The sequence below is a fragment of the Micromonospora sp. CPCC 205554 genome (assembly GCF_036902745.1).
GTDB lineage: Bacteria > Actinomycetota > Actinomycetes > Mycobacteriales > Micromonosporaceae > Micromonospora > Micromonospora tulbaghiae.
The window spans coordinates 71,587-85,076 of sequence record NZ_JBAKHP010000012.1 but is presented as its reverse complement, the minus strand read 5'-3'; the positions used below and the strand labels follow the sequence as shown (position 1 = coordinate 85,076).

The window sequence follows — 13,490 nt, the reverse complement described above, 5'->3', positions numbered from 1 at the left end:
TTGGATAGAGTGGTCAGATCCAGGTGGGGACGGGCGGCTGTCGCCGCGCTGGCCGCCACCATGGCGATGACGCTCTCCGACGTTCCGCTCCGGCGGGCGGAGGCGGCGCCCAAGCCCAAACCGGCCGAGGTGCTGGAACGGCCCGACGAGATGGCCGCGCTGATCACCGCCCGGATGACCGGCCGAGACGTCCGCATCACCGGCATGACCACCGAGTCCGCCGAGTACATCGCCCACCCCAACGGGCAGATCGAGGCGACCGTCCACGCGGGCCCGGTGCGGATGCGGCAGAACCAGAAGTGGGTGCCGATCGACCTCAGACTGCAACCCGCCGCCGACGGCTCCGTGCAGGCGGTGGCGCACCCGCTGGATCTGCGGATCTCCGGCAAGCGTTCCGGGGCGGGCGAACTCGCCGCGGTCGGCGCCGGCGACGGCCGGTTCGCCCTCGGCTGGCCGGGTGCCCTGCCCACGCCGGTCCTCGACCAGAACCGCGCCACCTACCCGGAGATCGCGCCCGGGATCGACCTCGTGGTCGAGGCGACCCGGACCGGCTTCTCCCAGTACCTCACCGTCAAGAGCCGCGACGCGGTGGACCGCCTGCCCTCGCTGGCGCTGCCCCTGACCGGCAAGGGGCTGGCCTCGTTCACGCAGGATTCGGCGGGTGGCCTGACGCTGCGCAACGCCAAGGGCAAGCCGTTGGCCACCGTCCCGGCCCCGCAGATGTGGGACGCCCGGCGCGCCCCCGGCTCGGAGGAACCGACCCGGCGCACCATGGTCCGTACCAAGGCGGAACGGCCCGCGGCGGCGAACCGCGGTGCGGCCGCGAACGGGCTCACCATGCGGTTGCAGCCGGACCTGGCCTGGCTGAAGGATCCGGCCACCCAGTACCCGGTCACCATCGACCCGCAGGTCAACCCGCTCTACACCTCCTTCGACACGTACGTGAAGGAGGGCGACAACGTCGACCGCGGCGGGGCGAACGACCTCCACGTCGGCCTGCTGGCCGGGACGCCCAACGTCAAGTCCCGGGCGTTCGTGCACTGGCCGGTCTCCGCCCTCTCCGGCAAGCAGATCACCTCGGCGACCGTCTACTTCTGGAACTTCTGGTCCCACACCTGCACCGCCACCTCCTGGGAGATCTGGAGCACCGGCGCGGCCTCCTCGGCCACGCGCTGGGGCACCCAGCCGACCTGGATCCAGAAGGAGGCGACCTCCACCCAGACCAAGGGCTTCTCGTCGGCCTGCAACGACGGATGGGTGAGCATCAGCGGCACCACCTTCTTCCAGCGGGCCGCCACGGCCGGGCAGTCGACCGCCTACATGGGCGTGCGCGGCACCGACGAGACGACAACCAACAGCTTCAAGCAGTTCCGCTCCCGCAACGCGGCCGACAGCAGCCAGGTTCCGTACGCGGTCGTCACGTACAACTCGTACCCGACGGTCGGCACCCGATCCACGGTGCCGTCGACCGCCTGCGTCACCGGCACCTCGCGGCCCACTGTCAACACCGCCACCCCCCAGCTCAAGTCGGTCGTCTCCGACGGCGAGGGCTCGACCGTGAAGGCCGAGATCGAGTGGTGGACGCTGACCGGCACCGCCAAGCTGGGCAGCGCCGTCACCGCCACCGCCGCCTCCGGCAGCACCTTCAGCGCCACCGTGCCGGCCGGCGTGATGACCAACGGCTCGTCGTACAAGTGGCGGGTCCGCGGCAACGACGGCACCGTCAACGGCAACTGGTCGTCGTTCTGCGAGTTCACAGTGGACACCTCCATCGGCGCGCCGCCGATCGTCAGCTCCACCACCTACCCGGAGAACGCATGGGGCGGTGACGCGAACGTCGCCGGCAACTTCACCTTCGACCCGAACGGTGTCGCCGACGCCGCCGCCTACGAGTACAGCCTCGACGTGTCGCCGCCGAACAAGGTCCTCAACGCCCCGTCCCCGGGTGCTCCGGCAACCGTGAGCATCAAGCCGCTCACTCCCGGCTGGCACAACATCTGGGCACGCACGCGGGACTCGGCCGGCAACGTCACCGCCTTGCGCAGCTACCCGTTCAAGGTCGGCTCCGGCTCACAGGACTCGCCGAAGGCCGGCGACGTCAGCGGTGCGAAGGTCGCGCTCGCCTCGACCGCCGCGCCGTCCTTCGCCGACGTCACCTACCAGTGGCGGCGGGCCGGCTCGGACGCCTGGGTCACCATCCCGGCAGGTCACGTCACCTACGCCGTCGGGGGTGGGCCGGTCACCTGGCCGGTTACCCTTGCCAGCGGCATCGCGCCCAAGCTGAACTGGGACGTCGCCGCCACGCTCGCCTCGGTGGACGCGGCCGGTGTCCCGCGCGACGGGCCCGTTCAGGTCCGGCCCTACTTCAACCTGAACAACTACGGGGCGCCGGCGGACCAGGTGAAGTTCACCTTCGACCGCGACCTCGCCTCCGCCGCCGCCGCCGAGGTGGGCCCCGGCTCGGTCAACCTGATCACCGGTAACTACCAGATCACCACGTCCGACGTCGCGGCCGGCGGACTGGCCGTCTCCCGTACCCTCAACAGCCGCCAGCCACTCGGCCTCGACCCGCTCTTCGGGCCGGGCTGGGTGTCCGGCCTGGTGGTGTCCGACGCGGAAGCCCCCTACACCAGGCTGACCACCCACGGCAGTCTGGCCCAGGTCCATCTGCCGGACGACTCGTCCATCGGCTTCACCAAGGTCGACGGCGCCGGCGTCAACTACGAGCCGCAGGTCGGCGCGGAGTCCTACAAGCTGACGTTCGCCTCGGCCACGAGCACCTTCACCCTCTCCGACGACAAGGGGAACGTGGTCACGTTCACCCGGACCGCGACGGACCCGGCGAACGTCTACACCCCCACCGCGGTCACGCCGCCGGGCTCGGGCAACGCCACCACCTACTCCTGGGAGAAGGTGACGCTGGGAACCAGTGACGTCATGCGTCCGACGCGTCTGCTGGCCCCGGTGCCGGCCGGCGTCAACTGCGCCACGCTGGTGCGCGGCTGCCAGGCCCTGACCTTCACCTACGCGACCGCGACCACGGCCACCGGGCTCGGCGACGGTCAGTGGGGTGACTACCTCGGCCGGGTGAAGCAGATCTCCTACACCGCCTGGGATCCCGACCTGTCCACCCCGGCGATGCGGACCGTCGTGCTGGCCCGGTACACCTACGACAGCAGCGGCCGGCTGCGGAGCTTCGCGGACCCCCGGCTGGACTACACCGACGGAACCGGGTCGCACTCGCTGCGCACCGTGTACTTCTACGACTCGAACGGCATCATCGTCTCGCTGACCCCGCCGGCTCAGCAGCCGTGGCAGTTCTCGTACACCACGACGCCGAGCGACCCCGGCAAGGGCCGGCTGCACAAGATCACCCGGTCGGCGTTGACCGCGGGGACCTCCGTGCAGACGGTCGTCTACCAGGTGCCGACGTCCGGCACGGGTGCGCCGTACGACCTGTCCGGCACGCAGACCGCCCGCTGGGCGCAGAGCGAGCCGCCCACCGACGCCACCGCCGTCTTCCCGGCGGCACAGGTGCCGACCGGTGACCCGGCCACCGGCACGCTGCCGGGCTCCTACGAACGGGCGACGGTCATGTACCTGGACGCGAACGCCCGCATGGTGAACGTGGCCGAGCCGAATGGGCAGATCACCAGCACGTCGTACGACCAGTACGGCAACGTCGTGCAGGAACTGTCCCCGGGCAACCGCCGGCGGGCGCTGGACGCGTCACCCGGCGACGCCGCCGGCGCCGAGGCGCAGATCGCGGCGAAACTCGCCAGCGTCAGCGTCTACTCCACGGACGGGCAGCGGTTGCTGGAGACCTTCGGCCCGGAACACGACGTGATGCTCGCCTCCGGCACGGTCGTCCGCGGCCGGCAGCACACCCGGCGCACCTACGACGAAGGGGCGCCGAGCACCGGTGGGCCGTTCGGCCTGCTGACCACCGAGCGGGTGTCGGTCAGTTACGTGAACGCCGGCCAGACCGTGGACGCGGACGACCGCACGACGACCACCGAGTACGACTGGACCCTGCGTCAACCGGTCAAGTCGACTGTCGACCCGGGCGACCTGGATCTCGTCACGCGCACCGGCTACGACGCTCAAGGCCGCGTGATCAGCACCACGACCCCGGCCGGTGGCAGCGCGGACAACACCCCGGCGACCCGGCTCGTCGTCTACTACACGGCGGCGGCCAACAGCACTCACGCCGAGTGCGGCAACCGGCCGGAGTGGCACGGCCAGGTCTGCCGTACCCAGATCGGCGGCCAGCCGGAGAGCGGTCCGGAGGTGCCGGTCACGGTCACCACCTACGACATGTACGGGCAGTCGCGTGTGCAGTCGACGAAGACCGGATCGGGTGAGCTGCGGCGGACGGAGATCACCTACGACGGCGCCGGCCGCCAGCGGGAGAACTCGGTGACCGCCGCGGGGCTGGGCACCGCCCTCGAGAAGCGGCGCACCGTGTACGACCAGGCCACCGGCCAGGCCGTCCGGACCCAGACGGTGAACGCGTCGGGCGCGGTGACGGCCGAGGTGATCCGGGCGTACGACAGCCTGGGCCGGATGACGTCGTACACCGACACCGACGGCACCGTCACCACCAGCACCTTCGACATCGCCGGCCGGCCGGCCACGGTGAACGACGGCAAGGGGACCCGCACCTACACCTTCGACGGCGGCAGCGAGCGACGTGGCCTGCCGACGTCGGTGGCGGACAGCCAGGCCGGCACCTTCACCAGCACCTACGACCACGACGGGAACCCGGTCAGCCAGACCTGGCCGAACGGGCTGGTGGTCGGCCACGCCACCGACGAGACCGGCGCGGCCAGCGGTATCACCTACACCAAGCCGGGCTGCGGCCAGGCCGACTGCACCCTCTACACCGAAACCGCCATCTCCAGCGTCCACAACCAATGGCGCAGCCGGACCTCGACCCTGTCCGCGCAGACCTACACCTACGACGGCGCCGCCCGGCTCACCGGCGTGGCGGACACCGTGGCCGGACAGTGCACCACCCGGAAGTACGAGTTTGACGCCGCCACCAACCGCACCAACCAGGTGGCGTACGGGCCGGGCGCGGGCGGCGCGTGCCAGGCCGCCACTGTCGGCACCGCCCGCGAGTGGAGCTACGACAGCGCCGACCGCACGAGCGGTGCCGGCTACACCTATGACGCCCTGGGTCGAACCCTGACCGTGCCGGCCGCCGATTCCGCTGTGACCGGCGGTGCCGGCAGCACGATGGCCTACCACGTCAACGACATGGTGCGCAGCATCACCAAGGGCACGCGCACCGCCACCTACACGCTGGACGTCATGTCCTCCCGGATCCGCTCCTGGACGGATACGGGTGACAGCCTCACCAGGATCAACCACTACAGCACCGACGGGGACAGCCCGAGCTGGACCGATGAGGGCGGCGGCAACCACTCCCGTGCCATCGGCGGACTGGCCGGGATCGCCGGCCTGTTCACCAACTCCACCGGTGTCGCGTGGCGGATCACCAACCTGCACGGTGACCTCGTCGCCGGAATGACCGAGACCGGCGCGGGACTGGCCTACACCAGCGAGTACGACGAGCACGGCAACGCCCGCAACCCCGGCGACGCCGGCACCCGGCGTTACGGCTGGCTCGGCAGTCACCAGCGTGCCGCCGACACCCCCGACGGATCGATCCTGATGGGCTCCCGGCTCTACAACCCCGGCACCAGCCGCTTCCTCTCCACCGACTCCGTCTACGGTGGCAACGCCAACCCGTACGAATACGCCACCGGCGACGCGGTGAACAAGGACGACCTCTCCGGGAACCTGTCGTGCTGGCGCACCAGTCTCAGCACCCGCAAGTGGTACTACTGGTGGGGCACGTGGGGCGGGTACCGCGTCGACTGGCGGTTCCAGTGCTACATCTCGAACTGGGACGTGAAGTTCCTGACCAGATGGGGCTTCGCGTACGCCATCATCGGCGCGATCGCGGGCGTCTTCTATCCCCCGGCGGGTGCTGCGTTCGCCGTCGCGGCCGGCGCCATCGCCTGGATCGTGTGGGAGTACTACGAGTCGTGCACCCGGCGCCGCGGGGCGTACATGAGGGGTTACTTCCGCTGGTGGGTGAACCGGAGCTGGAAATTCCAGCACGGTTACGGTTGGCTCACCTCCAAGTACTGTGCCTAGGCCAGGCGCGGGTTCCGGAGAGGCAGGCAGATGGACGCGGTAGTGGATGTCTGGTTGGCCGGCCGTACGGCCGGGCAGTTGACACCTCCGCCACGGTCACTCACCGACGGCAGTGAAACGTTCGCCACGGTGCGCGCCTGCTCCCTGGGGCGGTTCGGACCGGGCCGGGCAGCGGTCAGCCTTCCGGTCGACACGGCAACCGGCAAGCGGCTCGCCCTGACCTGCCGGATGGAGGCGATGTGGAGGCGCGTGGTGTTCCCGGCGGTTCTCGTCGCGGCGGCCGTGCTCGTCGTCCTGTTCGTCGTCGACTCCGTGCGCGGCGACGGGCGGAACGCGAGCCCGCTCCTGCTGGTCGCGCTCGTTCTGGCGGTCGCGGTGCTCAGCGGAAGGTTGGTGCTGAACCGGCTGCGCTCACGGCATCATCCGGAAGAGGTGAGGGGAGACGTCTACATTCGTGGCGTCGACCGCCAGGCGGCCGAGATCTGGGCCGGCCTCAACCCCGCAGGTGCCGTGAAGATCATCGACGGATGACCGTCAAAGTGGTTCGGAAATGACACAGCCCTGGGTGGGCGCCGCACCGGCGCCCACCCAGGGCGTGTTCGACTGCGATCGGCTCGCCGGGGCGGGCTGGGCGACGACACCGATGTCCGCAGGGCGGGACGCGGTGGGCGCAGCACCGGTGAGGCCACGGCGCGTGACAGACTGACCGTCGTGTTGCGCTGGCTGACTGCAGGTGAATCGCACGGACCCGCCCTCGTCGCGATGCTGGAGGGCGTACCCGCCGGCATCGAGGTGACCACCGGGGAGATCTCCGGCGAGCTGGCCCGGCGCCGGCTCGGCTACGGCCGGGGTGCGCGGATGTCGTTCGAGCAGGACGAGGTCGAGATCATCGGCGGGCTCCGGCACGGCGTGACGCTCGGCAGCCCGGTGGCGATCCGGGTCGGCAACTCCGAGTGGCCCAAGTGGCGCACCGTGATGGCCGCCGACCCGGTCGACCCGGAGGAGCTGGCGAGCCAGGCCCGCAACGCGCCGCTGACCCGTCCCCGCCCGGGTCACGCCGACCTGGCCGGCATGCAGAAGTACGGGCACACCGACGCCCGGCCGATCCTGGAGCGCGCCAGCGCCCGGGAGACCGCCGCCCGGGTCGCCGTGGGCACCGTCGCCAAGGCGCTCGTACGTCAGGCGCTCGGCGTGGAGATCGTCTCGCACGTGGTCGAGCTGGGTCCGGTGGCGGTCAAGCCGGGCCTGCGGCCCACGCCGGAGGACGCCGCGCGCATCGACGCCGACCCGCTGCGCTGCCTCGACGCCGAGGCCAGCGCCCGGATGGTCGCCGAGGTCGACGCCGCGAAGAAGGCCGCCGACACGCTCGGCGGCGTGGTCGAGGTGCTCGCGTACGGCGTACCGCCGGGCCTGGGCAGCCACGTGCAGTGGGACCGCAAGCTCGACGCCCGCCTGGCCACCGCGCTCATGTCGATCCAGGCGATCAAGGGCGTGGAGATCGGCGACGGCTGGCAGCAGGCGCGTTCCCGCGGCTCGGAGGCACACGACGAGATCGTGCCCACCGCGACCGGCGTGCGGCGGATCACCGACCGGGCCGGTGGCCTGGAGGGTGGCATCACCACGGGTGAGCCGCTGCGGGTGAAGGCGGCGATGAAGCCGATCTCGTCGCTGAACCGGGCCCTCGCGACGATCGACGTGACGACCGGTGAGCCGGCCACCGCGATCAACCAGCGCTCGGACGTGTGCGCGGTGCCGGCGGCGGCGGTGGTGGCCGAGGCGATGGTCGCGCTGGTGCTGGCCGAGGCGGCGGTGGAGAAGTTCGGCGGCGACTCAGTCGCCGAGATGCGCCGCAACCTGAACGGTTACCTCGACAGCCTGGTGATCAAATGAGTACCCGGCCGGTCTGCGTGCTGGTCGGGGCACCCGGCTCCGGCAAGACCACAGTCGGCACGGCGCTCGCCGAGGCGCTCGGCGTCGGCTTCCGGGACACCGACGCCGACATCGAGAACCTCGCCGGCAAGCCGATCCCGGAGATCTTCGTGGACGAGGGGGAGGAGCACTTCCGTACCCTCGAACGGGCCGCCGTTGCGGCGGCTCTCGCGTCGCACGCGGGCGTGCTCGCGCTCGGCGGCGGCGCGGTCCTGGCCGAGGAGAACCGGGCCGCGCTGATCGGCCACACGGTGGTGCACCTGTCGGTGGAGCTGCCCGACGCGCTCAAGCGGGTCGGTCTCGGCGCCGGCCGGCCGCTGCTCGCGCTGAACCCGCGCGCCACGCTCAAGCACCTGATGGACCAGCGCCGACCGCTCTACGCCGAGGTGGCGACCGCGACCGTGGTCACCGACGGGCGTACCCCGCAGGAGTTGGCCGCGGAGATCGCCGCGCTGCTCAAGCCCTGACCCGCCCCGCTCGGCTGCGCCCGGCTCCCGGCTCCCTCGGTGGAACGCCGTGGGTGTCTCCCGGGGCGTTATGCACCCATGGTGTTCCAGTCGGCGTGCATGACGCCGGTGGGTGGAACGGTGTGGGTGTCTCTTGGGCGTTGTGGCACCCGTGGTGTTCCAGTCGGCGCGCGTGACGTCGGTGGGTGGAACGTCATGGGCGAGTGAGAAGGCGTGCCGACGCGAGGGTGGACGGTCAGGCGTTGGCCGCAGCGGTCCCGGCCGTCCGGCGTCCGGCCCGGCGGCGAGGGCTCCGCGCCCGGCGGCGAGGGCTCCGCTCCGGTCGCCAGGTGGCGAGCAGCGCCAGCGCCAGCGCGATCTCGGCGAAGTCGCCGAGGTAGTACATGAGCGTGGCGCCGGCCCGCAGTTCGGCGGCGGTGGCGGGCACGTCGACGAACAGCCCGGCGTAGAGCAGCTGGGCGATGGTGGCGTGCGCGGCCACGCCGAACCCGATCACCACCAGCCGCACCGGTACGCGCGGGCGGTGCGGTCCCGGGTCCGGACCGGCGATCGACCAGGCGAACAGGCAGCCGCTGAGCAGGAAGTGCAGGTTCACCAGCATGTGCAGGGCCGGGCTGTCCAGGGTGGCCCGGTACAGCGGGGTGAGGTAGAGCAGCCAGAGCCCGCCCGCGGTCAGCAGCAGGCCGGTCACCGGGTGGCCGAGCACCCGCGCGACCGGATGCCGCAGCAGGTGGACCAGCCTGCGGCCGGTACGCCGGTCCAGCGTGCGCAGCAGCAGCGTGACCGGGGCGCCGAGCACCAGCGCCAGCGGCGCGAGCATGCCGATCAGCAGGTGCTGCCACATGTGCCCGACGAAGTCCCCGGCCGGCCACAGCAGCCCGGCAGTCAGCAGCAGCGCGCCCAGCCCGAAGCTCGCCGTACGGGCGTACGCCCAGCCCGGCCCGCCCGGGTCACGCAGCCGCAGCGCGGCGGCCAGGTACGCCCAGAACAGCGCCACCGGGATCAGCGCGGTAACCGGGAAGCCGCCGTCGGCGTGCCCGGCGTGGGCCACTGTCACCGGCGCTCCGGCGCGCAGAGGTCCACGTCGCGGGCCCGGCGCTGGATCGCCCAGCCCACCGCGATCAGCACCACGCCCAGGGCCAGGAACCCGAGGTCCCACCAGAGCTGGTTCGGGCCGCTGCGCACGTGGTGGATGCCGAGCAGGTGGTGGTCGATGACGCCCTCGACCAGGTTGAACAGGCCCCAGCCGATCAGCGCCCAGCCCCACAGCATCGGCGAGCGCCACAGCCGGCCCCGGGAGTGTGTGACACGGGAGTGGAGCAGGGCCAGGCCGGTCAGCACCGCCACCCAGGTGACCACGTGGAACAGGCCGTCCCAGAGCGTGTTCATCTGCAACCCGGGCACCGTGTCCACCGGGTACTCCCGGACGCCGATCCGGTCACTGCCGGTGCTGCTGAGCAGGTGGTGCCACTGGAGGACCTGGTGCAGGACGATGCCGTCGACGAAGCCGCCGAGCCCGACGCCGAGGATCGTGGCGGGCAGCCGGATGCTCGTCGCGGACTCGGGTCGGGTCGTGTGTGCCGTCGTCTCACTCATTCCGGCCGCCGTACCCGCCGTGCGGCCGGGCAAACACCCAGCCAGTGGACAACGGCCGCGCGGGGGCGGCGCGCTGGACTAGGCTGCCCGCGATGGACGAGGTGACCCGGATCCCGGTCGGCGGCGAACGGCCGTACGACGTGCTCGTGGGACGTGACCTGCTGGACCCGCCGCCCCGGCTGCTACCCGGCGCCGAGCGGGTGGCCTTCCTGCACGCGCCGCCGCTCAAGGCGCTCGCCGACCGGCTCGCCGACGGCGTCCGCGAGCGCGGCGTGACGCCGCTGCTGATCGAGGTGCCGGACGCGGAGGCGGGCAAGCACGTCGACGTGGCGGCGGCCTGCTGGGACCGGCTCGGCGACGCCGGGTTCACCCGTACCGACGCGGTGGTCGGCGTGGGCGGCGGCGCCGTCACCGACCTCGCCGGGTTCGTCGCTGCCACCTGGCTGCGCGGCGTGCGCTGGGTGCCGGTCGCCACGTCGCTGCTCGGCATGGTCGACGCCGCCGTGGGCGGCAAGACCGGCATCAACACGGCCGCCGGCAAGAACCTGGTCGGCGCGTTCCACCCGCCGGCCGGCGTGCTGGCCGACCTGGCGACGCTGGACAGCCTGCCCCGGGCCGACCTGGCCGCCGGGATGGCCGAGGTGGTCAAGTGCGGGTTCATCGCGGACCCGGTCATCCTCGACCTGGTCGAGCGGGATCCGGCCGCCGCGCTGGACCCGGCCGGGCCGGTGCTGCGGGAACTGGTCGAGCGCGCGGTCCGCGTGAAGGCCGACGTGGTCGCCGGGGACCTGCGCGAATCCGGGGTACGCGAGGTGCTCAACTACGGGCACACGCTGGCGCACGCGATCGAGAAGGTGGAGGGCTACCGCTGGCGGCACGGTCACGCGGTGGCGGTCGGCCTGGTCTACGCCGCCACGCTGGCCCGGCTCGCCGGCCGGCTCGACGCGGCCGACGCGGAGCGGCACCGCCGGGTGCTGACCGCGCTCGACCTGCCCACCGGCTACCGGGCCGACGCCTGGCCGGAGCTGCTGGCCGCGATGCGGGTGGACAAGAAGGCCCGGGGCAGCCGGCTGCGGTTCGTGGTGCTCGACGGGCTCACCCGCCCGGCGATCCTGGAGGCGCCGTCGGACGACCTGCTCGCCGCCGCGTACGAGGAGATCAGCTCGTGAGGGTGTACGTGCTGAACGGGCCGAACCTGGGCCGGCTCGGCACCCGCCAGGTCGACGTGTACGGGGTGACCAGCTACGCCCAGCTCGTGGCCGACTGCGAGCGGCACGGCCGGGAGCTGGGCCTGGACGTGGTGGTCCGGCAGACCGACGCCGAGCACGAGATGCTCGCCTGGCTGCACGAGGCGGCCGACGAGGCGGCGGCGGTGGTGCTCAATCCGGCCGCCTGGTCGCACTACTCGGTCGCGGTGCGGGACGCCTGCGCCATGCTGCGCGGCCCGTTGGTCGAGGTGCACATCTCCAACATCCACGCCCGGGAGGAGTTCCGGCACCACTCGGTGGTCTCCGCGGTGGCCACCGGGGTGATCTGCGGGCTGGGCGTGGACGGCTACCGGCTGGCGCTGCACCACCTGGCCGCCCGGCCGGCCGCAGGCGCCTGAGCCGGTCCCACCCGGCGGCGCTCGCGCCGGGTCCGTTCCGTGGCGCGAGTCCGATTCGACAGAGCGAGTAGACTTGGACGGTCTGTCCGCCAATTGATGATCAAGGCAGGAAATGGCCACCACCAACGACCTGAAGAACGGCCTGGTACTCAACCTGGACGGCGAGCTGTGGGCCGTCGTCGAGTTCCAGCACGTCAAGCCCGGTAAGGGTGGTGCCTTCGTGCGCACCACGCTGAAGAACGTGCTGTCCGGCAAGGTGGTCGACAAGACCTTCAACGCGGGCACCAAGGTCGAGACCGCGACCGTCGACAAGCGCACCATGCAATACCTGTACGCCGACGGCGAGGACTACGTCTTCATGGATCTGGAGACGTTCGACCAGATCACCGTCCCCGGCGGCACCGTCGGCGAGGCCGCCAACTACCTCCTCCCCGAGGCCGAGGCGACCGTCGCCACCCACGAGAGCGTGCCGCTGTACATCGAGCTGCCGACCTCGGTCGTGCTCGAGGTCACCTACACCGAGCCGGGTCTGCAGGGCGACCGGTCGACCGGCGGCAACAAGCCGGCCACCGTCGAGACCGGCGCGACCGTGCAGGTGCCGCTGTTCATCACCACCGGTGAGAAGATCAAGGTCGACACCCGCGACGGCCGTTACCTCGGCCGAGCCTGATGGCCGAGGGCCCCAAGCAGCAGATGCCGGCGCGCCGCAAGGCGCGTAAGCGGGCGCTGGACGTGCTCTTCGAGGCCGACCTGCGGGACCGCCCGCCGGTCGAGGTGCTCGCCGGTTACCTGGAACGGATCGAACAGCCTCGCCCCGACCACCTCGGCTACGCGGTCGGGCTGGTCGAGGGCGTGGCGGCGCACCTCGACCGGATCGACGAGACGATCGCCAGCTACGCCGAGGGGTGGACGCTGGAGCGCATGCCGGTGGTCGACCGCAACCTGGCCCGGATCGCCGTGTACGAGCTGCTCTACGTCGACGAGATCGACGACGCGGTGGCGATCAGTGAGGCCGTGGAGCTGGCCCGGCAGATGTCGACCGACGACTCGCCCCGCTTCCTCAACGGCATCCTCGGCCGGATCGCCGAGTACGCCACGCGCTGACGCGCCGCGACGACGAAGGGCCCGTGCCGGTCGGCACGGGCCCTTTCGGTCGTACGGGGTGTCAGGACGCGAAGAACGCCCGCGGGTCGGCGACCAGCACGCCGTGCTCGGTCAGCCGCTCGATCAGGCCCGACGGCGAGGCGTCGTAGACGATCGCGAGGGCGCGCAGGTCGTCGGCGCGGATCGAGAGCACGCGGCCGTTGTAGTCGCCGCGCTGCTGCTGGATGGCGCGCGCGTAGCGGGCCACGTACGCGAGGTCCTCGGAGGCCTCGTCGTACAGCCGCTCCAGGTCCAGGACGATCTTGCTGGTGGGCTCGTGACGCACCCCGCTGCCGTCGGGCAGCAGCTCCGAGACGGGAACGCGGTAGAAGTCGGCCAGCTCCGCCAGGCGGGACACGGTGACGGCGCGGTCGCCGCGCTCGTACGAGCCGACCACCACGGCCTTCCACCGCCCGTTCGACTTCTCCTCCACCCCCTGCAGGGACAGACCCTGCTGCTGGCGGATGGAGCGCAGGCGGGCGCCCAGCGACTTGGCGTATTCAGAGGGCATTCGGACACTCCCAGTGCTGTTCGGGTTTCCCGAGCTATCGCTACGGAGCGTGACGGTACGGGGATTGCGA

Annotated in this window: 11 protein-coding genes; 8 read left to right on the top strand and 3 right to left on the bottom strand. The window is 71.7% G+C overall.

Annotated features, from left to right (window positions below):
• The first annotated feature begins 9 nt into the window (after positions 1-9).
• From V6U82_RS17875 to V6U82_RS17860, 4 genes are all read left to right on the top strand, one after another.
• Complete coding sequence (locus V6U82_RS17875) at positions 10-6,168, top strand: RHS repeat-associated core domain-containing protein (protein WP_334462599.1); 6,159 nt, start codon at positions 10-12, stop codon at positions 6,166-6,168.
• Between the two features lie 30 nt (positions 6,169-6,198).
• The gene (locus V6U82_RS17870; protein WP_334462597.1) at positions 6,199-6,699 is read left to right on the top strand and encodes a hypothetical protein; all 501 of its coding nucleotides are present in this window, start codon (positions 6,199-6,201) and stop codon (positions 6,697-6,699) included.
• Between the two features lie 180 nt (positions 6,700-6,879).
• Entirely contained in the window at positions 6,880-8,058 is a 1,179-nt protein-coding gene (gene aroC / locus V6U82_RS17865; protein ID WP_128136462.1) for a chorismate synthase, read from the top strand.
• Positions 8,055-8,564: a shikimate kinase gene (locus tag V6U82_RS17860; RefSeq protein WP_091424298.1), complete on the top strand. Its 510-nt coding sequence runs from the start codon at positions 8,055-8,057 to the stop codon at positions 8,562-8,564. Before aroC ends, V6U82_RS17860 begins: the two co-directional genes overlap by 4 nt.
• 235 nt (positions 8,565-8,799) lie before the next feature.
• On the opposite strand, the gene V6U82_RS17855 is transcribed toward V6U82_RS17860, so the two are convergent.
• Together V6U82_RS17855 and V6U82_RS17850 are read right to left on the bottom strand one after the other, a co-directional pair.
• Positions 8,800-9,621, bottom strand: a complete 822-nt coding sequence (locus V6U82_RS17855) for a cytochrome c oxidase assembly protein (RefSeq protein ID WP_128136461.1) — start codon at positions 9,619-9,621, stop codon at positions 8,800-8,802.
• Complete coding sequence (locus V6U82_RS17850; RefSeq protein WP_334462594.1) at positions 9,618-10,160, bottom strand: DUF2243 domain-containing protein; 543 nt, start codon at positions 10,158-10,160, stop codon at positions 9,618-9,620. The genes V6U82_RS17855 and V6U82_RS17850 overlap by 4 nt, the downstream gene beginning before the upstream one ends.
• Before the next feature lie 92 nt (positions 10,161-10,252).
• Between V6U82_RS17850 and aroB the strand changes: the two genes are divergently transcribed.
• From aroB to nusB, 4 genes are all read left to right on the top strand, one after another.
• Positions 10,253-11,329, top strand: a complete 1,077-nt coding sequence (gene aroB, locus V6U82_RS17845; protein ID WP_334462592.1) for a 3-dehydroquinate synthase — start codon at positions 10,253-10,255, stop codon at positions 11,327-11,329.
• Entirely contained in the window at positions 11,326-11,766 is a 441-nt protein-coding gene (aroQ, locus tag V6U82_RS17840; RefSeq protein WP_128136458.1) for a type II 3-dehydroquinate dehydratase, read from the top strand. The genes aroB and aroQ overlap by 4 nt, the downstream gene beginning before the upstream one ends.
• A 112-nt stretch (positions 11,767-11,878) precedes the next feature.
• The gene (efp, locus tag V6U82_RS17835; protein ID WP_013285503.1) at positions 11,879-12,436 is read left to right on the top strand and encodes an elongation factor P; all 558 of its coding nucleotides are present in this window, start codon (positions 11,879-11,881) and stop codon (positions 12,434-12,436) included.
• 23 nt (positions 12,437-12,459) lie between these two features.
• Positions 12,460-12,870, top strand: a complete 411-nt coding sequence (gene nusB, locus V6U82_RS17830) for a transcription antitermination factor NusB (protein WP_174361785.1) — start codon at positions 12,460-12,462, stop codon at positions 12,868-12,870.
• 61 nt (positions 12,871-12,931) lie between these two features.
• Here nusB and bldD read toward each other — a convergent pair whose 3' ends face one another.
• The gene (gene bldD / locus V6U82_RS17825; protein ID WP_013285505.1) at positions 12,932-13,420 is read right to left on the bottom strand and encodes a transcriptional regulator BldD; all 489 of its coding nucleotides are present in this window, start codon (positions 13,418-13,420) and stop codon (positions 12,932-12,934) included.
• Between the last annotated feature and the right edge of the window lie 70 nt (positions 13,421-13,490).

Excerpts from the sequence above, each read along its gene's own strand:
- nusB (WP_174361785.1), top strand. The coding sequence starts at position 12,460 with ATGCCGGCGCGCCGCAAGGCGCGTAAGCGGGCGCTGGACGTGCTCTTC.
- aroB (WP_334462592.1), top strand. The coding sequence starts at position 10,253 with ATGGACGAGGTGACCCGGATCCCGGTCGGCGGCGAACGGCCGTACGAC.
- bldD (WP_013285505.1), bottom strand. The coding sequence starts at position 13,420 with ATGCCCTCTGAATACGCCAAGTCGCTGGGCGCCCGCCTGCGCTCCATC.
- efp (WP_013285503.1), top strand. The coding sequence starts at position 11,879 with ATGGCCACCACCAACGACCTGAAGAACGGCCTGGTACTCAACCTGGAC.
- V6U82_RS17870 (WP_334462597.1), top strand. The coding sequence starts at position 6,199 with ATGGACGCGGTAGTGGATGTCTGGTTGGCCGGCCGTACGGCCGGGCAG.
- V6U82_RS17860 (WP_091424298.1), top strand. The coding sequence starts at position 8,055 with ATGAGTACCCGGCCGGTCTGCGTGCTGGTCGGGGCACCCGGCTCCGGC.
- V6U82_RS17850 (WP_334462594.1), bottom strand. The coding sequence starts at position 10,160 with ATGAGTGAGACGACGGCACACACGACCCGACCCGAGTCCGCGACGAGC.